This window comes from Frankia sp. CcI49 (genome assembly GCF_001983215.1).
In the GTDB taxonomy this organism is placed as follows: domain Bacteria; phylum Actinomycetota; class Actinomycetes; order Frankiales; family Frankiaceae; genus Parafrankia; species Parafrankia irregularis.
The window spans coordinates 209,888-232,177 of the sequence record NZ_MOWP01000009.1; the positions used below are offsets into that span (position 1 = coordinate 209,888).

Consider the following 22,290-nt stretch of genomic DNA (forward strand, 5'->3'; position numbering starts at 1 on the left):
CGTCACTGCGCCGGCACCGACACCGGCTCCGGCTCTGGCGCGGGCACCGACTCCGCCGCGGGCACCGACTCCGGCGACGGCGTCGGCGCGGGTACGACGACGCCGAGCGTGCGGGAGAAGCCGCTGGGGATCAGGACGTCGTCCGGGGTCAGGTCGTGGATGGACGTGTGGCCGAGCGCGAGCAGCGCCGAGTCGATCCCGTTGCGCAGCACGTCCAGGACGTTCTCCACGCCGGCCTGCCCGTTCGCGGCCAGGGCCCACAGGTAGGCGCGGCCGATCATGACGGCCCGTGCGCCGAGCGCCAGGGCCTTCACGACGTCCCCGCCGCGGCGGATGCCGCTGTCCATCACCACTTCGATGTCGCCGCCGACGGCCTCGACGACCGCGCGCAGGGCACGGATCGGGGCCGGGGTGCTGTCGAGGTTGTTGCCGCCGTGGTTGGAGACGGAGATCGCGCTGACGCCGGCGTCGCGGGCACGCAGGGCGTCGTCCACCCGGCTGACGCCCTTGAGCATGAACGGCCCGTCCCACTGTTGGCGCAGCCAGGCGATGTCGTCCCAGCTCGGCGGGGGTGTCTGCATCCATTCGCCGTAGGCGCCGAAGAAGGTGGGCACCGGCTGGCCGGGTTCGGCCAGGTTCGGCACGGACAGGTCGGGGAGCTTGCCGGTGCGCAGGTAGCTCGCCAGCCAGGCCGGCCGGGACAGGCCCTGCGGCGCCATCTTCACCATGGTCTTCAGGTCGAGCCGTTCGGGGATCCAGGGGCTGCCCCAGTCGCGGCTGTGCGAGAACGACCAGTCGAGGGTCACGATGAGGCCGACCGCGCCGCCTTCTCGGGCGCGTTCGAGCCGGCGGACCATCGACTCCCGGGTGCCCATCCAGTAGATCTGGAAGAACGTGCGCGGGTTGGCGGCGACGACTTCCGACAGCGGCTTGCTGGCGAACGAGCTCAGGCCCATCGCGGTGCCGCGGGCCGCGGCGGCCCGGGCGACGGCGACCTCCCCGTCGGGGTGGACGGCCTGGACACCGGTCGGGGAGATGATGACCGGCAGCGAGATCTCCTTGCCGAGGACGGTCGTCGCCAGCTCACGCTTTTCCTTCAGCCCGGCCACGTGCGGGGCGAAACCGAGCTCGTCGAACGCGCCGGTGTTGTCGCGGTAGGTCACACCGGCTTCCGAACCGGCCAGCAGTGCGCTGTACACCGATTTCGGGAGCCGGCGCTGCGCGCGCCGCTGCGCTTCGGCGACTGATTCGAACCAAGTGTTACCCATGCTCCACCTTCTTGCCGCTTCAATATTTCGCCGGTGCTTCAGCGCGCCGGGGTGAATCCCGCCAGCGGGTTCTCGGCGCACGCGGAGACCGGCGGGGCCGCCGGAGTCGCCAGGGTGGCCGCGTCCGGCCGGGTGCCGAGCTGGAGCAGTACCGGCTCGCGCCGTCCGGCGGGTTCCCGCCGGTGCGAGTGGTCGAGGCTCAGCGCCGGGACGGTCCGCTGCGGGTCGGCCAGCGCGGCCTGCCCGTAGCCCTGGACGCATTCGGGGTCCGGCCCGTCCAGGGGCAGGCCGGTGAAGAACTTCGCCGCCATGCAGCCGCCGCGGCACACGTCGTAGTGCTGGCACGCCGAACACGCCCCGCCGCCCTGCGGTTCGCGCAGCCGGCCGAACAGCTCACTGGTTCGCCACACCTGGGCGAAACCGCCGTCGGTGACGATGTTCCCGGCACGGAACGTCTCGTGGATCGTGAACGGGCAGGCGTAGACGTCGCCGACCGGGTCGATGAGGCAGACCACTCGCCCCGCCCCGCACAGGTTCAGCCCGGGCAGCTTCTCGCCGAAGCCGGCGAGGTGGAAGAAGGAGTCGCCGGTGAGCACCTTCTCGCCGGCCCGCACCAGCCATTCGTAGAGGTCACGCTGCTGGTCGTGGGTGGGATGGAGCTCGTCCCACACGTCCGCGCCGCGCCCCGACGGGCGCAGCCGGGTGAGCCGCAGGGTCGCGCCGTGGTCGTCCGCGATGCGCTTGAACTCGTCGAGCTGGTTCACGTTGTGCCGGGTGACGACAACCGAGATCTTCGCGTCCCGGAAACCGGCGGTGGTCAGGTTGTCCAGCGCCCGCAGCGCCATCGCGAACGAGCCCTCGCCGCGGACCTGGTCGTTCACCGCCGCGGTGGCGCCGTCGAGGGAGACCTGGACATCCACGTAGTCGGTCGAGGCCAGGTAGCGGGCCCGAGCGGCGTCGATCCGCACGCCGTTGGTGGAGAACTTCACCCCGACCTGGTGGTTGACGGCGTATTCGAGCAGATGCCAGAAGTCGGGGCGCACGGTCGGCTCGCCGCCGCCGACGTTGACGTAGAAGACCTGCATCGCCTGCAGCTCGTCGATGATCGACTCGCACTGCTCGGTGCTGAGCTCCCGCGGGTCACGCCGGCCGGACGCCGACAGGCAGTGCACGCAGGACAGGTTGCAGGCGTACGTCAGTTCCCAGGTCAGGCAGATCGGTGCGGCCAGGCCACGTTCGAACCGCGCCACCAGCGGCATCGCCCGCTCGGTGTCGGCGGGCTCGGTCAGGATGGTCAACTGGCTTCTCCCTCTGGCTCACGTGGCTCACGGGGACGGATCACGTCGGCGTTGGCCAGCCCGCGCAGCGCGGCCGCGAACGACGGCCACTGCTCGGCGGGGACACCGGCTCGGCGCAGGGCGGTGCGGGCGTCGGGCGCGTCGCCCAGGCCTCGCACCACCTCGACCAGCTCCCTGCGCTTCAGGAAGATCAGACGGCGGTTGCCGAAGTGGTACGCGAGCGCCCCGAACGACTCGGGGCGCAGCGCAACGGACCGGGACAGCTCCCAGGCCGCGTCGAGGGTCTGATCCTCGATGGCGCGGTCCTTGAGGGTGCGGTCCGTGAGGGTGTCAGTAGACACCGCACATCCCGTCGATCGAGACCTCCTCGATCAGGGTGTCCTCGACCAGCGGTGCCTCGGTGCCGTGGTGGATCTGCGCGGCGGGGCCGGTGGGGGCGGYGGGGCCGGTGGTGCCGACCTGCTCAGCCTCGACCTGGGTGCTGGGCCTGCGCATGGTGCCTCCTCGTGTCAGGTACCGGCGGTCACGTACCGGCCGGCAGCCGGCGCGCTCGGTGGTGTGCGGTCACATTAATGGCACCTGTGGCTAAAATAAAGCCCCATGAGGCCACCGCCCGGGTTGTTACCGCCGTTACCCGTCCTGTCCGCCCTGCCCGCCCTGCTGGCGCTGCTCGCCGACAGGGCCGCGCCCCCGAGCCGTCGGGAGAGCCGATGAATGGCTCCCAGCAGGCGACGGACTCCGACCGCTACGCCGGCAGGCGGGTGAAACGGGTCGAGGACGCACGGCTTCTCACCGGGCGGGGCACCTTCGTCGACGACGTGGTGCGTCCCGGCATGCTGCACGTCAACTTCGTGCGCAGCCCGGTCGCCCGGGCCCGGATCACCGGCATCGACATCTCCGAGGCACTCGCCCTCGACGGCGTGCACGCGGTCCTCACCGCCGCCGACATCAACCCCCACGTCCACGAGCAGTGGTTCAGCCTGGAAGGCCGCCACGCGCCGGACACCCCCCGCCCGCCGCTGGCCGAGGGCGAGGTGCGCCACGTCGGTGACCCGGTGGCGATGATCATCGCGCAGGACCGCTACATCGCCGAGGACGCCGCCGAGCTGGTGATCGTCGACTACGACCAGCTGCCGCCGGTGGTCGACTACGCCACCGCGTTCGATTCGTCCGAGCTGGTCCACGAGGCGTACCCCGGAAACCTCGTCGGCCAGATCGGTGGCCGGCCGATGGCCGACCTCGCGCCCACCTTCGACAACGCCCCGCACGTGGTCAGCGAGACGTACCACCAGCAGGCCTACTGCGCGATGCCGATGGAGACCCGCGGCATCGTCACCGAATGGTCGCCGTCCGACGGGACGATGACGATCTGGACGGCGACGCAGTCCCCGCACGAGGTGCGCGGCTTCTGCGCCCGTCTGCTCGCGATCCCCGAGCACTCGGTGCGGGTCGTCATGCGCGACACCGGCGGCGGCTTCGGGCAGAAGGTGCTGCCGCTGCGCGAGGACATGTGCATGATGATCGCGGCGACGAAGGTGCCCGCCGCGCTGAAGTGGATCGAGGACAGGCAGGAGCACCTGCTCGCCGCCGGCCAGGCCCGCCACGAGCACGGCGAGGCGCGGATGGCCTTCGACGACGACGGCCGCATCCTCGCCGCCACCATCGACCACGTGCAGGACGCCGGCGCCTACCCGTCACCGAACCCGGTGGGCAGCGGCATCGCGGTCGGGCTGATCTTCCCCGGGCCGTACCGCATACCCGAGGGGACGTTCAACTCCCGGTTCGCCTTCTCCAACACCAGCGGGCGGGTCGCCTACCGCGGCCCGTGGCAGTTCGAGTCAGTGGCCCGTGAGTGCCTCCTCGACGTCGCCGCCCGCCAGATCGGCATCGACCCCGTCGAGCTGCGCCGCAAGAACATGCTGCGCCGCGACGAGCTGCCGACCGCGAACTGCAACGGCATGCCCTACAGCGACATCACGCCGCTGGAGACGTTCGAGCAGGCCCTGGAGATCCTCGACTACGACGCGTTCCGCCGCGAGCAGGAGCAGGCGCGGGCCGCCGGGCGCTACCTCGGCGTCRGCACCTGCACCTACGTGGAGCCGACCGCGGGCGCGAGCGCGCTGTACGGCACCGAGGGCGCGACGATCCGGGTCGAGCCGTCCGGCAAGGTCAACGTGTACGTGGCCGGCGGCTCGTGCGGCAACAGCCTGGAGACCACGGTCATCCAGCTCACCGCCGACGCCCTCGGCGTCGACATCGCGGACGTCAGCAGCATCCAGGGCGACACCGCCGTCACCCCGTTCGGCGGCGGCACGGGCGGCAGCCGCTCCGGCCCGATGACCGCCGGCGCGGTCAACCAGACCGCCACCGAGCTGCGCGGACGGATCCTGGCCCTGGCCGCCCACCTGCTCGGCGGCGTCCCGGTCGACGAGGTCGAGTTCACCCGCGGCGTCGCCACGGTGAAGGGCAGCCCCGAGAAGCAGGTGACCCTGGCGGAGATCGCCGAGACCGCCTACTTCAAGTCCGGCTCGCTGCCCGCGGAGCTGTCCGTCGGCCTGGAGGTCAGTGGACGGTTCCGGGCCCAGCACCTCATGCTGTGGGCCAACGCGACGCACGTGTGCACCTGCGAGGTGGACATCGTCACCGGCGAGGTGAAGCTGCTGCGCTACATCGTCAGTGAGGACTGCGGGCCTATGATCAACCCGAACGTCGTGGAGGGCCAGATCTTCGGCGGCACCGTCCAGGGCATCGGTGGCGCGCTCTACGAGGAGCTCGCCTACGACGACGCCGGCAACCCCGTCACCACCACGTTCATGGACTACCTGCTGCCGACCGCGGCGGAGGTGCCCACGATCGAGCTCGGCCACGTCGAGACACCCAGCATCGGCCCCGGCGGCTACAAGGGCGTCGGTGAGGGCGGCGCCATCGGGGCCCCACCCGCGGTGATCAACGCGGTCGCCGACGCGCTCGCGCCGTTCGGAGTGCGCATCTCCCGGCTGCCGCTGACCCCGTCGACGATCGTCGACCTGCTGGAGGAAGCGGCCCAGCGCGGCGCGGCCGGCGCGGTGCGGACGGCGGTGGCGGGATGAAGCCGGCGACGTTCGAATACCACGCGCCGACCAGCGCCGAGGAAGCCGTCGAACTGCTCGCCGACCTGGACGACGCGAAGGCCCTCGCCGGCGGCCAGAGCCTGGTGCCGATGCTGGCCCTGCGGCTGGCGGTCTTCGAGAACCTCGTCGACCTGCGCCGCGTCGACGAGCTGCGCGGCATCGAGACGCGCGACGGATCGGTGTGGATCGGTGCCGGCACCACCCAGGCGACCATCGGGCGCTCCGAGTCGATCGGCCTCAACGTGCCGCTGCTCGCCCGGGCCACCCCGCTGATCGGCCACCTCCAGATCCGCAGCCGCGGAACCATCGGCGGCTCCATCGCCCATGCCGACGCCTCCGCCGAATACCCGGCGGTCGCGCTCGCGCTGGACGTCGAGCTCGACGCACTGTCACCCCGCGGGCGCCGCACCATCCCCGCCGCCGAGTTCTTCACCGGCACGTGGAGCACCGAGCTGGAGGACGACGAGCTGCTCACCGGCATCACCTTCCCGGTCTGGCAGGGCCGTGCCGGGTTCGCCGTCGAGGAGTTCGCCCGTCGTCACGGCGACTTCGCGATGGCCGGTGCCTGCGTCGCCGTCGGTGTCGGCTCGGACGGGCGGATCGACCGGTGCGCCATCTCCCTGTTCGGCCTGGGCCCGTGCGCCCGCCGGGCGACGGAGGTGGAGTCCGAGCTGCTCGGCACGTCACCCGCCGACAGCGACGCCGACGAGATCGGGCGGACCGCCATGGCCGGCCTCGACTCGGTTCCCACCGACCTGCACGGGTCGGCCAGCTATCGCAAGCGCGTGGGCGCGGCCATGGTGGCCCGGGCCTGGCAGCGGGCCTTACAGGAGGCGGTCGGTGACTGACGTCGACATCCAGGTACGGGTCAACGGGATCGCGCGGCGGGCCAGTGTGCCGCCGCGGCTTATCCTCGCCGACTTCCTGCGGGTCAACTGCGGGCTGACCGGCACGCATCTGGGCTGCGAGCACGGTGTGTGCGGGGCCTGCTCGGTGCTCCTCGACGGTGAGGCCGTCCGCGCCTGTCTGATCTTCGCCGTGCAGGCCGACGGCGCCGAGATCACGACCGTGGAGGGGCTGGCGGAGCCCGACGGCGAGCTGTCCGTCGTCCAGGCCGCCTTCCGTGATCATCACGGCCTCCAGTGCGGGTTCTGCACACCGGGGTTCGTCGTCTCGGTGACGGCCTTCCTCGAGGAGAACCCGAAGCCCACCGACGACGAGATCCGGGACGCGCTGTCCGGGAACCTCTGCCGCTGCACCGGTTACCAGGGAATCATCAACGCCGTCCGGGCCGCGGCGGAAGCCCTGGCCGAAGGCGCCGGCTCTGCGAAGGAATCCGAATGAAACTGGAGAACACGCTCAGCATTCCCGTGCCGGCGGACGAGGCCTGGCGGGTGCTGCTGGACGTCGAACGGATCACGCCGTGCGTCCCCGGTGCGGTGCTCACGTCCAAGGACGGCGACAGCTACCAGGGCAAGATCAAGGTCAAGGTGGGCCCGGTCGGCCTGACCTACAACGGCACGATCAAGTTCGTCACCCAGGACGAGGTCGCCAAGGTCGCGGTGCTCGAAGCCAGCGGCCGGGAGCTGCGCGGGAACGGAACCGCCAAGGCGCTGGTCACCTGCCGGCTGGTGGACTCCGGTGACTCGTCCACCAACGTCGAGGTCGAGACCGACCTGGACATCACCGGAAAGCCCGCGCAGTTCGGCCGCGGGGTGCTCGCCGAGGTCGCCGGAACCCTGGTCGGAAAGTTCGCGACGAACCTCGCCAACGAGCTGACCGCGACCCCCGCCGAAGCGCCGGCCGCGCCGGCCGAAACACCTGCCGTGCCAGCCGCGCCGCCCGCGCCGCCCGCGCCGGCCGCGGCGAACGGTTCCGCGGAACCGGCCGCGGCGCCACCCGCCGTGCCGCAGGCGGCATCCGCGGCATCGGAGGCATCTGCGGCATCGGAGGCGCCGATGGCCGAGCCTCTCGACCTGCTGGCCACGGCGGGAGCCGGGCTGTTCACCAAGCTCACGCCGCTGCTCATCCGTCTCGCGCCGCTCGCGCGCTACCTCCCGCTCGCGCGTTCCGCGGCGGCGCCGGCCGGGGCGTTGCTGCTGGTCGTCGCCCTGGCGCGGCGTAAGCCACGCCCCATCGTGGTCAACGTGGTCCTTCCGCCCGGCCCGGGCACCAGGCGCTGACCGTAGGCACGCAGCCAGGACAGCCCCGGATGCTCTCGGCGGCCGGTTCCGCGGAACCGGCCGCCGACCGGCTCCAGCTGTCCGGGCTACTGGCGCAGCTGGGCTACTGGCGCAGCTGGGTTACTGGCGCAGCTGGGCTGCCCCGGGCGCGGCCTCGAACCAGACGTTCTCCTCGACCAGGCGCCGGCTCTTCCAGCCCTCGTCGGTGCGCACCATCTCGTGGTTGTAGAAGCCGCCGCAGTAGGACAGACCGGTCGTCCCCGGCAGGCGCATGGGGTTGAAGAACATCGCCAGCACCTTCGCGGTGTCGCCGGCGAGCTCGATCTCGATGTTGGTGATGTAGTGCTGCGTCATCGGGATCATGCCGATGCCGTTCGTCAGCCAGGCCTCCATCTCGTCGCGTGAGCCGAAGCTGGTGTCCGACGAGCTGGCTGCCCGGTAATCAATGAATGCGTCCTCGGTGAAAACCGTCCGCCACAGATCCCAGTCCTTGGTGTCGACGCCCCGCGCGTACCGGGCCAGCACCTCGTGAATTTCGATCTTGTCGGCCAGCTCCTGTAAGCCCATGCGGTTCCTTCCTCGAAAATCTTCGTTCACGGGTGGCGCCTGGCGTGGTCGATGAGTAACATACGCTCGCACAGCCCGCCGCGGATCGCGCGTACGAATGCAGACCGGATGCGGGCATGCGGGTAATACCGGCACGCGGAAGCCGGTATTAACGGCGGAACGTCAGTTGTCTTACCACGGCCGGATGTGCGCAATCAACTCGCAATCCGCAGTTCCCAGCGGTTGGCAGCCGGGTCGGCGCAGAACAGCACGGTCAGGCCGTCTCGGCCGGTGGTCCGGTAGCTGATGCCGGCAGCGCGTAGCCGCGACTCGACCTCGGTATCGATCTCCACGGCGGTGTGTGCCCTGGCTGCGGGCCGATGGTCCGGGTCGGTACTGAGATGGATCTGGCTGGCGTCGTCCGCCTCGTACCAGCGGGCGACGCCGACCAGGTCGGCGGGCACGTCGATCCGGCGGTAACCGAGGATGTCGACGAGGAACGCGCCTTCGGCGTCCTCAAGACCGGGCGGAACGCCGAGGTTGGCGTGGTGGAATCGTGGCATGCCCCAACGCTGGCATCAGCTGCGGCCGAGTTCCAGTGGCTGGCGTCGGACGTTACGGTCGGCGTACAGTTCCCACCCGGTAGGACGGGCCCACACTGACGGCCTGAATCCGGGAGGAATCCGAGTGGCGGAACCACTTAGTCCTGCCCGGTCGAAATGTCAATGACCGGAATTCGGAGAATAGGCAAGGCGGAGGAGCTGGGATGGCGGACGATCTGGGAGCGGCTGGCCTGCGTTTCGAGCGGGAGGGCGTCATCGGCTGGTGCATCATCGACCGGCCGGCGGCCCGGAACGCGCTCACCCCGGCCATGTACTACGGCATCAAGCGGGCTGTCCGCCTGGTCAACACGGATCCCGAGCTGTCCGCGCTGATCATCACCGGCACCGGCGACGTGTTCGCGCCGGGAGGTGACCTCGGAGGCAGGTCCGAGCCCGGAGACTCCTACCCCACCGACCTCAGGAGCGAGGACATCCTGCCGTTCCTCACGGTCCGGGACAGTCGGGCGCCCGTCGTCTCCGCGGTCAACGGCATCTGCCAGGCCGGTGGCCTGCTGATCGCGATGATGTCCGACATCGCGGTCGCCAGTGACCGCGCCGTCTTCCGGGTGCCCGAACTGCTGCGCGGTATCCCCGACGCCACCTACGCCGCCGTGCTGCCCGCGCACGTCGGGCTTGCCATGGCCCGTGATCTGCTGCTGTCCGCCCGCCGCTTCGACGCGGCCGAGGCGCAGCGCCTGGGTGTCATCAGCCGGGTCGTCCCGCACGACCAGTTGCGTGAGGCCGCGCTGCAGGCCGCGGGTGAGATCCTGCAGACCGCTCCGGAGGCCCGGATGCACGTCAAGCGCATGCTCAACGAGCGCTACGGTCTCATCGACTACCAGACGATGAGCTGGTCGCTGGAGAACTCGCCGGAACCGCGCGAGGGGATGCGCGCCTTCATGGAGAAGCGCGCGCCCGCCTGGATTCCGGCGGAGTTCGCGAACGGCGGCGGCCGGCGATGACGCCACCTGTCCGGCGATGACGCCAACTGGATGACGCCAGCTGTCTGAGCCACGGAGGCCTGTGATGGAGACCGGACTGGGCGGGCGCACGGTGGTCGTCACCGGCGGGAACGCCAACATCGGGCGGGCGGTGGCGCTGGCCTTCGCCGCTGAGAGCTGCAACGTCGTCATCGTGGGCCGGGACGAGAAGCAGGGCCGCCAGGTCTGCGAGGACCTGGCCGGCCAGGGGGCCCGGGGCGTGCTGTGGCAGGCCGCGGACGTCACGGACCGAGCCCAGGTCGCGGCGATGGCCGCTGCCGTGCACGCCCGGTTCGGCCCGGTGGACGTCCTCGTGAACAACGTCGGCGGCAACGTCGGCATGGACGCGTTCGTCGACTCCGACCCGGACACCTGGGAACGCGACATCGCGCTCAACTTCACCAGCACACTGAACTGCTCCCATGCTCTCCTGCCCCGGATGATCGAACAGGGCCGTGGGCGGATCATCAACATCGGGTCGACATCCGGAATAGTCGGCGACCCGCTGCTCGCCGTCTATTCGGCGATGAAGGGTGCGGTACACACCTTCACAAAGGTGTTGGCCAAGGAGGTCGGGCGGCACGGCATCACCGTGAACGCCGTCGCGCCCTACGGCACGGTTCCGCAGGATTTCCAGAAGGAGGTCAGCGCCGGCAGCCGCTGGCATCCACAGGGCGTCTTCGCGCGGCTGGCCGCGACCCGGGCCGAGGAGTTCCACTCGATCGGCCGCCGGACCGTGCTGACCCGCCAGACCGCCTACCCCGCCGAGATCGGCGCCGCCGCCGTCTACCTCGCCTCCGACGGCGCCGCCTTCGTGACCGGCCAGGTGCTCTGCGTGGACGGCGGAACGCAGATCGCCTGACGTCTCAGCGACAGTAGGGAAACCAGTGCAGGAATCAGGGTCATTACCGCCGTTGTGCCCGGTCGAACTGGCCGTCGATGTGCCCGCACCGGAGGGAACGTGGCAGATCGCGGCAAGCGTCCATCTGCCGGCGGGGGAGCCGGCTTCGGCAGGCCCGCAGCCCGTTCTCGTCGCGCTGCCCGGCGGCGGATACAACCGGCGCTATTTCGACCTGCCGGCCGCCGGATTCAGCCAGGCGGAACACCATTGTCGGCGGGGCACCGTCGTCGTGGCGATCGACCATCTCGGGGTCGGTGACAGTACCGTTCCACCGCCGGCGGTCACCACCCTGGCGACGCTTGCCGCCGTGAACCACACCGTCGTCACCGACCTGCTGGCCCGGCTGCGGGACGGCACCGTCGCGCCGGGCGTCCCGCCGCTGGAGGTCTCCGCCGTGATCGGTGCCGGCCAGTCGCTCGGCGGCCACGTGCTCGCCGCGATGCAGGCCGACCACCGCACCTTCGACGGGGTGGCGATGCTCGGCAGCAGCATGTCCGCCACCACCATGCCCGTCCGCCCGGGCACCCCCGAAGTCGAGATCCCGGCGGGAACGCCCGACGCGGACGCGGCCCTGCTTGTGCTGGCGAACACCGACTGGCCCTGGGTCTTCCACTGGCAGGACAGTCCTGACGCCCTGACAGCGCTGGCACCGCCGGTGGCCCGGGCGCCAACCCGCCGGCCACGCCGTGGGACCGGGCCTCCCTGATCGCCGCGGACCTGGCAGGAGGCCTCCCCGCACGGCGGACCGCCCCACCGTGGGGCAGCCTCACCGCCCCGGGATTCGGCTTCGAGTCGATGCTGCCCGGGGTGGTGAGCGCCCAGATCGCGTGCATCGACGTCCCTGTTCTGCTCGCGACCGGTGAGCGGGACGTCTGCCGCCCGCTCACCGTGGAGCTCGCCGGCTTCGTCGCGGCCACCGATCTCGCGGGTTTCGTCGTGCCCAGGATGGCGCACATGCACAACTTCGCGGAGACCCGCAGCCTGCTGTGGGAACGTCTCGACGCTTTCATCGCCCACGTGGCCCGGGCCGCAACCCGATCCGCGGGCTGAACAAGGGCTCCCGATCGGTCGGGAATGGCCCCTTTGGGAGGATCGGCCCATGCGCGCGCGCCCGGCCTCGGATACGTCGACTTCGGCATCGAAGGCGCCGGCTTCGGCATCGAAGGGGCCGGCTTCGGAAGCGCCGGTCTCGGAGGCGCCCGTTCCTGTTCCGGCTCCTGCGCCGGTTCCYGATCCGCCGGGTGCGGCGTGGGCGCAGGCCGTTGCCAGCTGCCGCGGGATCGTCGACGCCGAGGTCCGTCCGCTGCGCGACCGGTATCGGCGGCGAGCGAGCCGGCACCAGCTCCTCTACCGTCTCAGCGGGCTGGCCACGCTGTTGCTGGCGGTCAGCCTGCCGCTGCTCGCAGGCTTGCGGTTCGACCACCGTGACGTGGCCCTGTCCGTCGTTGGCGTCTCCGTGGCGGTGCTCACCGGGCTGCGCGAGTTCTACCGGTGGGACGAGGTGGGGTCCCGACTGCGGCGGACCGAGAACGCGCTCTCCGACGCGCTCCTGCGCTGGGAACTGGCGGTCAGTGACGGGGTCCCGGCCGCCGACCCCGAGCAGGGCCCGCGTGCCTGCTACACGGCGACGGAGGAGCTTCTCACCACGGTTCGCGCGATCCGGGACGCCCAGGCCGCCGCGTAGCGGAACCGCCGGCCGCCGCCGGTCGAGGATCCGAGGATTCTGGCTGGGCACCTGAGCGCGGTGGCCTGGTTGGCGAGTCGCAAGAGTGGAGGATTCTGGTCGTTCCGACGACCGAAATCCTTCCATTTCGCGGTTTGCCAGGTGGTTGTACGCTCGCTGCCCTGGCTCCGCCGTGCGAGCTGCGGCCGCGGGCCGCGGGACTGCCTTCCTGGAATCTCTCCGGTCTTTCGGCCTGACGGTCGGGCGACCTTCTTCTCGCGGTGTTGTTTCTCATCGGCGGCGGGTGCCGGCTGATGCGTAGCATTTCGCCGGTACCCGCGCCTGCGATTTCGGTGCGTGGGTGCTTGGCTGCGCGGAAATGGCATCGGTCCCGGGCGAGACGGTGAGAGGAAAATACCTGTGGCGGAGCCGGTGGGTAAGCCCGTCGAAGGTGAGCGCTACCACGATCTCGACGCGCTGCGTGGGGTCCTCATGCTGGTGGGCGTCTTCGTCCACGTCTCGACCCTGGGGGTCGACCCGGTTTTCGACTTCATCGCCCGGGCCTCCGGTCTTTTCCGGATGGAGACCTTCTTCGTGGTCTCCGGATTTCTCTCCACGATGCTTGTCGCGAAATACGGAGCGACTCGTGCCGTGCGCCGCAGGCTCGTCGCGGTCGGGGTCCCGCTGCTGGCCACCCAGCTGGTGTTCAACCCGCCGACGCTGTGGATGAGCAGTGTCTTCCACAGCGGTCACGAGATGTCCTTCGCCGAGTTCCTGCGTATCGGTTCCGGGGAGGCGCTCGCCGGCCGGCTCAACTGGTACCTGCATCTGTGGTTCCTGTTGGTGCTGGTCGGGTATGTGCTGCTCACCCCCGCCGCGGTGCGTGCGGTGAGGGCGGCGACCACGACCCGGGCCTACCAGCTGGCCACCGCGGGGCGGCTGCGCGCCATGACGGCGATAACGTTGGCGGTGCTGGCGCTCATGGCCGCCGGGCGGGCCTGCTGGAGCGGCGCCCTCGAGCCCGTTCTCGGCTCGGGATTCCATGCCGACCTGCTCCGCCGCGTCCTGGAGTTCCTGCCGTTCTTCCTGCTCGGGGTGCTGCTTCACCTGGACCGCGCCCGGCTGCTGCCGCTCTTCAGCCGACCCGCGCCGGTGGTGCTTGTGGTGTATGCGCTRCTTCTCGCGGTCTCCTGGGGCCGGTGGGTGAGCGTGCTGTCGGCGGGCACCGGCCGTGCTCTGGTCGAGACGTTGTTCGCGCTGCCGGTGATAGCCACGCTCTTCGCCGTGGCCAACCGTTTCGGGTCCCGACCGCGACCCGTCTTCCAGTACCTTTCGGATGCGTCCTACACGGTGTATCTTCTGCACTTCTTCTGGATCTTCGCCTTCGCGCGGCTGCTGGGAATGGACCCGAGTCTCGGGTTCGCGCAGATGGCGGTGCTCGTCGTGGCGACGTACGCGGCCACCTTCGCCTGCCACCATTTCGTCGTGCGGCGTTCCGTGTTGCTGCGCGGGATCCTCAACGGGAGATCGATACGTGGCTCAGCTGGCGCGCGCGAGACGCAGGGCGGCGCCGTGACGTCGATCGACCTGCCTGGGCGGCCGGCCGACACCGCGGGTCGCCCAGCCGCCCAGATCGAGCGTGTTTCTTCGGCTCGCTGACAGAGCCCCGGCTCAGCCGGCCGCGGCGCCACCGGCGACTGAAGCTGCCAGCGCCGCGAGAAGGGTCTGCCGGGCGGCAGCCACCGCCGCCTCCAGCGCGCGGGTGAAAGCGGTGCTGTCAGCGGCCGCGGTGGCCAGCCGCGCGGCGTCGGCCTGGCCTTCGGCGGGGACCAGGCGATCGAGCAGGCCGAAGGGGTGCGCGATCGCCAGCAGTGCGGAATCGGCCGGCGACGGCGCGGTCCGCGAGGCCAGCACGGCCTGCAGCCGCTGCCGGAGGGCCTGCCCGGGCGCGGGTTCGCTGACGGGGTGGAGGGTCACCTGGAACACCAGGGCGACCCGTTCCTTCTTCTCGGTCAGGACGCCGCGTTCGACGAGCTGACGGGCCACCTGCTCCCACAGCGGGGACAGCTCCGTGGCGATGACGGGGAGCAGGTCATCCAGCTTGGCCGGGGCGCCCGTGCTCACGGCCGCGGCGTGTGCAGAGCGCAGCAGCGGGCTGTCGGGCACCTCCGACGTGCCGGCGCCCAACGCCAGCGTCTCGTCGTCGAACCGTAGGCTGCCGGCCTCCAGCAGGTCGGCGACGAGGGACGCGGCAAGGCCCACGTCGACTCCGACACCGGCGACGTCCTTCCCGCTCTCGTCCAGCGCGAGGAGCAGGAACTTCTCGGCCATGGTGATGTCCATGGCCGACATCATCGCGGCTTCCTGCCGTCCTGACAAAGCAGGCCGTTCCCCCCGGAATGTCAGCTGAAATACACCTGCTTTTGTTTCTCGGTTACCTCCGGTTTTTGTCGGACGATGTAAGGAGCCCGGACTTTCCGGCGGTGGTGTTTCCGGCGGCGCGGAGAAGCCGGCTGGCCAGGCCGAGCTGGCGTTCCTGGCGGTGCCGTAGGACCTCCCGCACCCGCTCGGCATGCTCCGGCGTGCCGCACCAGAGCGGAAGGCCGATGACCGCGCCGCCGCCCTGGTCTGCCGGCTGCCTGCTGACGACCAGGTCCGGCCAGGGCGGAGCGGTCTGGTCCACCGGCCCGAGGGCCTGCTCGACCAGCTCGGTGACCGCGGCGGGGCTGACCGGCTCGCCGGCCTGGCCTCGCTCGGCCCGGCCTGGTCCGGCCCGGCCTCGTCCGGCCTGCAGCGGCCAGCGCAGCTCACCGGTCGCGGCGAGGTCGCGGTACCAGGCGATCTGGTCGGCGCGGGCGCTGTCCCGGATCGCCGCGGCCGACTCCGCCGCACGCAGGGCCGCGACGGCTCGGGCGGCGCTTCGGAGGTCGGGAAAGTGCCCCAGCGGGTGGTGATGTCGCCGCGGCACCCGGGTACGTCGGCTGGGGCCGCCGTCCTCGAGCACGACGGTGCGGGCGTCCACGGTGGCGAAGCGCGCTCCGGCGTCGGCGAGGCGTAGCCAGAGGTCCCAGTCCTCCAGGCCGCAGTCCAGCTGGCGCCAGCCACCCACCGCCTCGGTCAGGCCGGCCCGGTGCGCCACCCGGGACGGCTCGAAGAACGGCGAGACGATCTGCAGCTCCGGGTGCCAGAGCAGATCCAACAGCCCGGTGGCCGAGGTGCGGGTGCCGTCCGGGCCGACCCGGACGGCACCCGTGGCCGCGACATCGGCACCGGCACCGGCACCGGCTCCGGCTCGGGCGCCCGAGCCGGTGCCGGAGCTGCCGTGGTGCAGGGCGTCGACCAGGACCGCCAGATGGTCGGGCAGCCAGGTGTCGTCGTGGTCCAGGTAGGCGATGACGTCACCCCGGGCCTGCGTCAGCCCGATCTCCCGGACCGGTGCCGGGTGGCCCTGGCGGGACGTCCGCAGCAGGCGTACCCGGGGATCCACGGCTGCGTATCCGGTGACGATCTCGTCCGTGTCGTCGCTGGAACCGTCCGAGACGACCAGGAGCTCCCAGTCGGGGTAGGTCTGCGCCCGCACCGAGCGCAGCGTCGGCAGGATCCGGCTGGACCGGTTRTAGGTCGGGCAGATCACCGACACTGCGGGCCTGGGCATCGGGGCAGATCCCGGGTCAGCCGATGATCGATCGAACGGCGGGCGCGACGTAGGTGTCGATCAGCCAGCCACCGACGCTCACCCGGTCCAGATGGATGTCGGCCAGACCGGAGTCCTGGAGCCGGTCGGTGCCCTGCTCGAGGCGCACCCCGTCCAGCTGCTGGAAGGTCGCGCTGATGGTCTCGGGCCCGCCGCGAACCGGGATCGCGGTGCCCATGGGGGCGAACCGGGAGCCGGTGTCCACCGCCACGCCGCTGGTGGTGGCGCCCGCGATGACGCTGCCGGCCAGCAGGCCCGTCCGCAACAGGTCGACCCGGTGGCCGGCGTCGGTGGCGGCGGGGTCGGTTCCGTCCGGCAGCACCAGCAGCACCCGGCCGTCGGCGACGAGGTAGCCGGCGCGCACGGTGCGGGGCACCTCGACGAGCAGCGCGGCGGCCGCGCAGAGCGTGACGATCAGGACCGACACCACCGAGATCCGCGCGATCCCGGCCCCGTTCTCCCTGGCCTCGACGAGCAGCTTCCACCCGGCGCGAAGTCCCAGGACGATCACCGCGGTGATCAGGGCGAGACCGCCGGCCGCGCCGACGGGGCCCAGCGTCACCAGCGCGCCCAGCCACGACTGGGCCGCCAGCCCGACCAGGTAGACGGGGAAGAGGATGCAGCAGAAGCCGAACAGCGAGCTCCACCACAGCCGGGGCAGCTCCCGGCGGTACCGCCCGCCGAACAGGAACCGCGCGGCGGCCCGCCGGGCGTCGGCCATCGACTTCTTCCGCAGGTGCGGGATGTCGAGATGCGACATCAGCGCGATGTATCCGTCGAACTTGACGAACGGGGTGAGGTTGAAGACGCCGTAGACGTAGCAGGCCAGGGCCAGGCCCACGACCGCGTCGTGGATGTCGCCCGCGGGCAGTGCCAGGCTGACGAGCGCGGCCACGCCGGCGCACACCCACTGCACGGCGACACCTGCCAGCGCGGTGGCGACCCGGTAGCGGTTGTGGCGCAGCCGCCAGCCGTCGGAGATGTCGCAGAAGAACGCAGGCGTCAGATAGAACAACATCACCCCGAGCCGGCGCGGCCGTCCGCCGAGCGCCGTCAGGACGGCGGCGTGCCCCAGCTCGTGGATGCCCGTGACGACCAGCAGGCCACCGAGCACGATGCCGTACTCGCCCAGCCCGAGCGGGTGGCTGACCACCCGCGTCAGCGACCCGCCCTGCCAGGCCAGCGCTCCCAGCCCGGCGACCGTGATCGCGAGGTAGATCCCCCGGGCGACGGGTGACATCAGCCGGCGCAGCGCCGGGCGGAACCGCCCCAGCACCCGGCTCGGGTCGACGAGGGTGAGCTGGATCGACAGCGGCGGCTGGTAGCTCACCCGCCGCGGCAGCCGGGGCCGTCGGGGCAGCCATCGACGCCGGCGTCGCTCCCGCCCCGCGCCGTCCGTGCCGTCCGCACCGGCGGCCGCCGCCTCGGCCGCCGCCAGGTCGGCCGCGTCCACGACCAGGCCGGTCCGAACGAACGCCCGCAGGGTCCGCTCCACCAGCGCGGCGGTCCACGGCGCTCCGAGCACCACGACGAGACCGTCGACATCCCGCTCGCCGTCCAGGGCGGAGAGCAGGGCCGCCGCGTCGGCGCCGACCCGGATGTAGCGGTGCGGCCCGATCTGCGCCACCCAGACGTCCGTGACGTCGACCGGCGGATGCAGGCACGCCTCGGCGGCCAGCACCGGGAGCCGCGGCACCGGGTCGGCCACGGCGACCTGCGTGCTCTTCGGCGCCGGCACCGGTGCCGACGCCGGTGCCGGTGCCGGCGCCGCGGGTTCCTGGTCGGTGGTGGGGGGAGTGGGAGGCGTGGTGGTCGTAACGGACGTGGCGGTCGTAACGGACATGGTCGTTCGTCCCCTTGTCGGTCTTGCGGGGAGAGCCAGGAGGTCGTGCGGTCAGGTGACGTCGCGTCGATGCAGCAGGCGCTCGGCGGCGACACCGGCCACCGCGAGCCAGCCGCAGAACAGGGCGACACCCCACGGCATCGCGAGCACGTCGGTCGCGGTGTCCCGGTAGATGGAGGCCTGGGCGCCACCTGGCAGGAAGCGGGCGAAGTCCGGCACCCAGGCGCTCAGCGCGCTCTCCACGACCAGCGTCCAGATCAGGGTGATGATCACTGCGGGTACCTGCTGGCGGATGACCCAGCCCAGGAACGTCCCCCAGGGGGCGGACAGGGTCGAGACGAGCACCAGCCCGAGGCAGATGAGCCAGGTCTCGCGGTCGAGCACGAGGTCGTCCCCGCGCGCGCCCATCGCGATCCACCCGGTGAGCAGGCCGGTCGCGGCCCCGGCGAGGCCGAAGACGAGACCGCCGAGCAGGCTCACGGTCGCCTTGGCGGCGAGGACGTCCCGGCGCGAGCGGGTGAGCAGCAGAGACCGGCTGATGGTTCCCGTGCGGTACTCCCCGGTGACCATGAGCACACCGAACAGGGCGGCGAACAGCAGGTTCGCGAAGCCGAGCCGGACGACGTCGTGCGAGCCGGCGGCGAGGGTCGTCCGGCCGGCCGCGATGTCGTCGTGGACGACGCTGGACGTCCCGAGCATGGAAAGGGCGTCGAGCATGACCGCGGTGAGCAGGAGCGCGGGCAGCAGCCAGCCGCTGCGTGCCTTCAGCAGCTCACTGCGGATCTGTCTGCGCATTGCTTCCCTCCCCGGACGCGCCGACGCCGGCCAACGCGGGTTTCGTGAGCAGGTCGAAGAAGCGCTCCTCCAGCCGAGCTCCGTCGCTCACCAGGCTGCTGAGCTCGCCGACGAAGAGGACGCCACGGTTGATGATCACAATGTCGTCGACGGTGTTCTCCAGCTCGGCGAGCATGTGGCTGGAGAGCAGGACGGTGCGCCCGGCGGCGGCCTGGTCACGCAGGAAGGTGCGCAGCCAGCGGACGCCCTCGGGGTCGAGCCCGTTGGTCGGCTCGTCCAGGACGAGCAGGTCCGGGTCCCCGAGCAGGGCGGTGGCCAGGCCGAGGCGCTGGCGCATACCGGTGGACCAGCCACGCAGCCGGCGGTTCGCGGCGTCGGCCACGCCCGTCAGCTCCAGGACCTCGTCGACCCGGCTGTCGGGCAGCCCGATGGCCCGGGCGTAGACCGTCAGGTGCCGCCGCCCGGAATGCRCCGGGTTGATGCCGACGCCGTCCATGCTCACGCCGACGCGGCGAGCCGGGTCGGTGAGGGCGGAGTAGGGGCCGCCGAAGACGGTGGCGCTTCCCGAGGTGGGACGGACCAGGCCGAGCAGGCCGCGCAGCGACGTGCTCTTGCCCGCGCCGTTCGGCCCGACGAGGCCCACGACGCGGCCGGACCGCACCTCGAAGCTGAGGTCCTTGACAGCCACCGTCTCGCCGAAGGCCTTGGTGAAGGCGTCGAAACGCACGACGGGTGTCATGACCCGCCACCGCTTCGGTGGCTCAGCGCCTGGCCGATGAGTACCCCCATGCCGGTGATCAGGACGAGCATCGCCACGACGCTGACGATTCCCAGCGCGGAGGTCGCGGTGTTCGAGCCCTGCGGGGTGAGCATGGCGATGACGGCGACGAGGAGACCCATCCCGCTCACCAGCGCGGCCAGGGCCTGCGGCCGGCTGGCCGCGGAGAGGGCGAATATCCGACTCATCAGTGTTCTCCTCACCCGGGTGCAAAGGTGCGAAGGCGCACGGGTGCACGGGCAGAAGCCGGACCCGGCCTGATCGGGTCGGATCGAGCCAGACCAGAGCAGGCCGGGTTGGTCAGATCAGATTGCCGGTCGGCTCAGGTCAGCACGAGGGCGATCCCGCCGCCCACGACCGCCACCGTGATGGCGCCGGCCTCGGCACCAACCCAGAACGCGCGCCAGTCGAAGGGGGCGTCCAGAGCCTCGAGCTCGTCGACACCCAGCTCCAGCAGATCACTGTCGAGAGTGTTCATGTTTCACCTCCAGACGGAATGGACAGGTCCTGATAACGGCGGTACCAAGGTGGTACGGAAGCGGGCGGCTACCATCCGCCCGCTTCCGTCCGCCTTTTCAGGTGGAGCCGAGGGTCCCGGTCGATCAGGTGATCGCGATGCCGATGCCGATACCGGCGCCGGCAGCGCCGGCCACCGCGACACCGACCCGGAATCCCTGCCAGAAGGCACCCCAGTCGAAGAGGGCCTCAAGGGACTCCAGCTCCTCGACGTCCAGCGACAGCGACGGGGTGTCGGTCCCGGGCCCGGTCAGAACGGACGCGAGCATCTCTCACCTCCTTTGCTGTTCACCGGTCGTATGAGGAAGGCCGACATCAGGTGATGGCGATGCCGATGCCGACACCGGCCGCACCGACGCCGACGACGGCGACACCGGCGCGGAAGCCCGACCAGAAGGCGTCCCAGTTGAACGGGGCCTCGAGCGACTCGAGCTCCTCGATGTCCAGCGAGAGCAGCTTCGTGTCGAACGGGCGCTCAGCGGTGAGAACAGACATGTTTGCACCTCCTTTCCGTTGTTGGGAGCGAACGGCCTGGTGCCGGACGCGGATCAGGTGATGGCGACGCCGATGGCGATGCCGCCGTAGAGGGCGGCGCCGCCGACAACCGCGCCGGCACCGAAGCCGACCACGTAGTGCCACCAGGCCGGAGCCTCGAGGTTCTCCAGCTCCTCAACAGCCAGGTCGAGGGAAGGAATGAACTCCATGAATTTCACCTCCGCGTAGATTGAGCCTCGTCGTCAGGCTCACTGTTTTTTACAGAGAGGTTTTCAGTCGCGCTGTGCGCTTCTGTTTCCCTGTGTCTCCAATAGTAGGAGGTCTGCTTTTCTCTGTCAGTGAACCGGCGGTGAACTCGCGCGTTCCGGTGCCGCCGTTATCTGCGGGTTATCGCCGGGCCGCGCTTTCCGCGGAAAACCGCACTTCGCCCCAGCCGGAACCGGTCGCGACGGGCGAGATGGCGACGGGCGAGCCGCTGGCCGCGGCGGCCAGCATGGCGAGGGTCATGTGCCGGTACCACCCGGTCCAGCTTCGGACCCGGTAGCTGTCCAGCCCGACCGTCGCCCTGGCTCGCCGGACGCCATCGCGCACCGCGCCGGTGCGGCGCGCGGCGTCGACCAGCTCGTTGAGGGACGTGCCCCGCGGCACGTGGCAGGCGTAGAAGAGCGGCTCCGACTGCGGCCGGCGCCGCAGCAACAGGCGATGATCCCAGCGGCCGCCGCGGGACGGGCGGACCCGTATCTGAGCCCACGCCTCGCCACCTCGCTGACTGTCGGCGGCGGCGAGCGCCGCCGCGGTGACGCGCCGGCCGATGGTCGTCCCGATGGTCGTGCCAGGACCGATCCGGGCCACGAACGCCACGTCGTTGCGGGCGAGCCAGGCCCGCAGCCGGTCGTCCGCGCCGAGCGCGGGCCCCAACAGGATCCAGCGCACCGGCAGCCGTCGGGTGGCCCGCGCCACCAGCTCCGCGGCCAGCTCCCGCGAGCCGCCCTGCTCCTGGTCGTCCGGGACTCCGGCGGAGCGGCGCAGCCTGCGGTCGGTGTCCCAGGGGCTTGGCAGGCACAGCTCCCGGTCCACCAGGATCGAGCGCTCGCCGGTGGCGTACGCGGCGAACACCGCGACCTGGCAGCTCTCGACCCGTCCGGACTCGGCGAGGTAGCGGGGGGCCGCGCCGGCGAAGCGCGGCCCCCGGCCGGGCAGCACCACCTCGTCGACGACCAGCGCGGCCGCGGCATGGACGTGCCGTTGGCGCACGTAGCCGAGCAGGTCGTCGCGAACGAGGTCGGCGTCCCAGCCGGCGGCCGTCAGCAGGCGCTGCATACCGTCGGGGCTGCTCTCACCGGCCGCGGCGGCGAGGGCCTGGCCGTGTCGCGCGCCGTCGACCGAGACCAGCCCGCGCAGGTAGGCGAGGGCTCGCCGGCGCGGCTCCGGCCGGCCGAACCGATGCGCGACCCGGGCATGCAGAAGATCCAGCTCGTCCGCTGTCTCCTGTGACTGCGCCAGGTCCTCGACGCTCGACCAGGGATCAAGGATGGCTTCCGTGGTCAACCAGCACACCTCCAACAGACTCAGGCCGTGGCGGTGGTCGGCCGGGCGGCAGGCCGCGGCCAGTCCGCCC

The 22,290-nt window shown here is 71.2% G+C and carries 27 protein-coding genes; 10 read left to right on the top strand and 17 right to left on the bottom strand.

What is annotated here, in order from left to right:
• Window positions 1-2: 2 nt before the first annotated feature.
• From mftD to mftA, 4 genes are read right to left on the bottom strand one after another with little or no spacing between them, the layout of a single operon-like run.
• On the bottom strand, window positions 3-1,268 hold the full coding sequence (gene mftD, locus CcI49_RS09755; RefSeq protein ID WP_076825795.1) for a pre-mycofactocin synthase MftD: 1,266 nt from the start codon (window positions 1,266-1,268) through the stop codon (window positions 3-5).
• A 38-nt stretch (window positions 1,269-1,306) separates the two neighbouring features.
• Window positions 1,307-2,527 (bottom strand): mycofactocin radical SAM maturase, encoded by a 1,221-nt coding sequence (gene mftC / locus CcI49_RS09760; protein ID WP_054570994.1) that lies wholly within the window; start codon window positions 2,525-2,527, stop codon window positions 1,307-1,309.
• A 35-nt stretch (window positions 2,528-2,562) separates the two neighbouring features.
• A complete protein-coding gene (mftB, locus tag CcI49_RS09765) occupies window positions 2,563-2,862 on the bottom strand; it encodes a mycofactocin biosynthesis chaperone MftB (RefSeq protein WP_054570995.1) in 300 nt (99 codons plus the stop codon).
• A 34-nt stretch (window positions 2,863-2,896) separates the two neighbouring features.
• Window positions 2,897-2,980, bottom strand: coding sequence for a mycofactocin precursor MftA (mftA, locus tag CcI49_RS44400; protein ID WP_114476374.1), 84 nt, complete (start codon window positions 2,978-2,980; stop codon window positions 2,897-2,899).
• Window positions 2,981-3,276: 296 nt separating this feature from the next.
• Between mftA and CcI49_RS09775 the strand changes: the two genes are divergently transcribed.
• From CcI49_RS09775 to CcI49_RS09790, 4 genes are read left to right on the top strand one after another with little or no spacing between them, the layout of a single operon-like run.
• Window positions 3,277-5,655 (top strand): xanthine dehydrogenase family protein molybdopterin-binding subunit, encoded by a 2,379-nt coding sequence (locus tag CcI49_RS09775; protein WP_076825798.1) that lies wholly within the window; start codon window positions 3,277-3,279, stop codon window positions 5,653-5,655.
• Window positions 5,652-6,524: a xanthine dehydrogenase family protein subunit M gene (locus CcI49_RS43180; protein ID WP_054570824.1), complete on the top strand. Its 873-nt coding sequence runs from the start codon at window positions 5,652-5,654 to the stop codon at window positions 6,522-6,524. The genes CcI49_RS09775 and CcI49_RS43180 overlap by 4 nt, the downstream gene beginning before the upstream one ends.
• On the top strand, window positions 6,517-7,020 hold the full coding sequence (locus CcI49_RS43185; RefSeq protein WP_054570825.1) for a (2Fe-2S)-binding protein: 504 nt from the start codon (window positions 6,517-6,519) through the stop codon (window positions 7,018-7,020). The genes CcI49_RS43180 and CcI49_RS43185 overlap by 8 nt, the downstream gene beginning before the upstream one ends.
• On the top strand, window positions 7,017-7,859 hold the full coding sequence (locus CcI49_RS09790) for an SRPBCC family protein (protein ID WP_076825800.1): 843 nt from the start codon (window positions 7,017-7,019) through the stop codon (window positions 7,857-7,859). The genes CcI49_RS43185 and CcI49_RS09790 overlap by 4 nt, the downstream gene beginning before the upstream one ends.
• A gap of 120 nt (window positions 7,860-7,979) precedes the next feature.
• Here CcI49_RS09790 and CcI49_RS09795 read toward each other — a convergent pair whose 3' ends face one another.
• Window positions 7,980-8,426: a nuclear transport factor 2 family protein gene (locus tag CcI49_RS09795; RefSeq protein ID WP_076825803.1), complete on the bottom strand. Its 447-nt coding sequence runs from the start codon at window positions 8,424-8,426 to the stop codon at window positions 7,980-7,982.
• Between the two features lie 194 nt (window positions 8,427-8,620).
• Window positions 8,621-8,968, bottom strand: coding sequence for a glyoxalase (locus tag CcI49_RS09800; RefSeq protein WP_076825805.1), 348 nt, complete (start codon window positions 8,966-8,968; stop codon window positions 8,621-8,623).
• Between the two features lie 203 nt (window positions 8,969-9,171).
• On the opposite strand from CcI49_RS09800, the gene CcI49_RS09805 reads away from it, so the two are divergent.
• The 6 genes from CcI49_RS09805 (at window position 9,172) to mdoC (ending at window position 14,210) form a co-directional block, all read left to right on the top strand.
• On the top strand, window positions 9,172-9,969 hold the full coding sequence (locus CcI49_RS09805) for an enoyl-CoA hydratase/isomerase family protein (protein ID WP_054570829.1): 798 nt from the start codon (window positions 9,172-9,174) through the stop codon (window positions 9,967-9,969).
• A gap of 64 nt (window positions 9,970-10,033) precedes the next feature.
• Window positions 10,034-10,849 carry an SDR family NAD(P)-dependent oxidoreductase gene (locus CcI49_RS09810; protein ID WP_076825807.1) on the top strand — a complete coding sequence of 272 codons (816 nt, stop codon included), beginning with the start codon at window positions 10,034-10,036 and terminating at the stop codon, window positions 10,847-10,849.
• 25 nt (window positions 10,850-10,874) lie between these two features.
• Window positions 10,875-11,594: a hypothetical protein gene (locus tag CcI49_RS09815; protein ID WP_131831049.1), complete on the top strand. Its 720-nt coding sequence runs from the start codon at window positions 10,875-10,877 to the stop codon at window positions 11,592-11,594.
• Between the two features lie 104 nt (window positions 11,595-11,698).
• Entirely contained in the window at window positions 11,699-11,938 is a 240-nt protein-coding gene (locus CcI49_RS40440; RefSeq protein WP_158230737.1) for a hypothetical protein, read from the top strand.
• A 49-nt stretch (window positions 11,939-11,987) separates the two neighbouring features.
• Window positions 11,988-12,572 (top strand): DUF4231 domain-containing protein, encoded by a 585-nt coding sequence (locus CcI49_RS09820; protein WP_076825809.1) that lies wholly within the window; start codon window positions 11,988-11,990, stop codon window positions 12,570-12,572.
• A 399-nt stretch (window positions 12,573-12,971) separates the two neighbouring features.
• Complete coding sequence (gene mdoC, locus CcI49_RS09825) at window positions 12,972-14,210, top strand: glucans biosynthesis protein MdoC (RefSeq protein WP_054570833.1); 1,239 nt, start codon at window positions 12,972-12,974, stop codon at window positions 14,208-14,210.
• 12 nt (window positions 14,211-14,222) lie between these two features.
• On the opposite strand, the gene CcI49_RS09830 is transcribed toward mdoC, so the two are convergent.
• The 11 genes from CcI49_RS09830 to CcI49_RS09870 all read right to left on the bottom strand — a co-directional run bounded on the left by CcI49_RS09830 (window position 14,223) and on the right by CcI49_RS09870 (window position 22,220).
• Window positions 14,223-14,894: a GPP34 family phosphoprotein gene (locus tag CcI49_RS09830; RefSeq protein WP_076825812.1), complete on the bottom strand. Its 672-nt coding sequence runs from the start codon at window positions 14,892-14,894 to the stop codon at window positions 14,223-14,225.
• 91 nt (window positions 14,895-14,985) lie between these two features.
• Entirely contained in the window at window positions 14,986-16,206 is a 1,221-nt protein-coding gene (locus CcI49_RS09835; protein WP_076825814.1) for a glycosyltransferase, read from the bottom strand.
• A 16-nt stretch (window positions 16,207-16,222) separates the two neighbouring features.
• Window positions 16,223-18,088, bottom strand: coding sequence for a daptide biosynthesis intramembrane metalloprotease (gene mpaP, locus CcI49_RS09840; RefSeq protein WP_054570836.1), 1,866 nt, complete (start codon window positions 18,086-18,088; stop codon window positions 16,223-16,225).
• Between the two features lie 51 nt (window positions 18,089-18,139).
• A complete protein-coding gene (locus CcI49_RS09845) occupies window positions 18,140-18,883 on the bottom strand; it encodes an ABC transporter permease (protein ID WP_076825816.1) in 744 nt (247 codons plus the stop codon).
• A complete protein-coding gene (locus CcI49_RS09850; protein WP_076825818.1) occupies window positions 18,861-19,622 on the bottom strand; it encodes an ATP-binding cassette domain-containing protein in 762 nt (253 codons plus the stop codon). Before CcI49_RS09850 ends, CcI49_RS09845 begins: the two co-directional genes overlap by 23 nt.
• On the bottom strand, window positions 19,619-19,849 hold the full coding sequence (locus tag CcI49_RS09855) for a hypothetical protein (protein ID WP_076825820.1): 231 nt from the start codon (window positions 19,847-19,849) through the stop codon (window positions 19,619-19,621). Before CcI49_RS09855 ends, CcI49_RS09850 begins: the two co-directional genes overlap by 4 nt.
• 134 nt (window positions 19,850-19,983) lie before the next feature.
• The gene (locus tag CcI49_RS42010) at window positions 19,984-20,139 is read right to left on the bottom strand and encodes a daptide-type RiPP (RefSeq protein ID WP_158230738.1); all 156 of its coding nucleotides are present in this window, start codon (window positions 20,137-20,139) and stop codon (window positions 19,984-19,986) included.
• A gap of 124 nt (window positions 20,140-20,263) precedes the next feature.
• Window positions 20,264-20,446, bottom strand: a complete 183-nt coding sequence (locus CcI49_RS09860; RefSeq protein ID WP_054570840.1) for a hypothetical protein — start codon at window positions 20,444-20,446, stop codon at window positions 20,264-20,266.
• 46 nt (window positions 20,447-20,492) lie between these two features.
• Window positions 20,493-20,672 carry a daptide-type RiPP gene (locus tag CcI49_RS09865; RefSeq protein WP_054570841.1) on the bottom strand — a complete coding sequence of 60 codons (180 nt, stop codon included), beginning with the start codon at window positions 20,670-20,672 and terminating at the stop codon, window positions 20,493-20,495.
• A gap of 53 nt (window positions 20,673-20,725) precedes the next feature.
• Window positions 20,726-20,881, bottom strand: a complete 156-nt coding sequence (locus tag CcI49_RS42515) for a daptide-type RiPP (RefSeq protein ID WP_198955485.1) — start codon at window positions 20,879-20,881, stop codon at window positions 20,726-20,728.
• Window positions 20,882-21,059: 178 nt separating this feature from the next.
• Complete coding sequence (locus CcI49_RS09870) at window positions 21,060-22,220, bottom strand: transposase (RefSeq protein ID WP_076825822.1); 1,161 nt, start codon at window positions 22,218-22,220, stop codon at window positions 21,060-21,062.
• Window positions 22,221-22,290 lie beyond the last annotated feature (70 nt).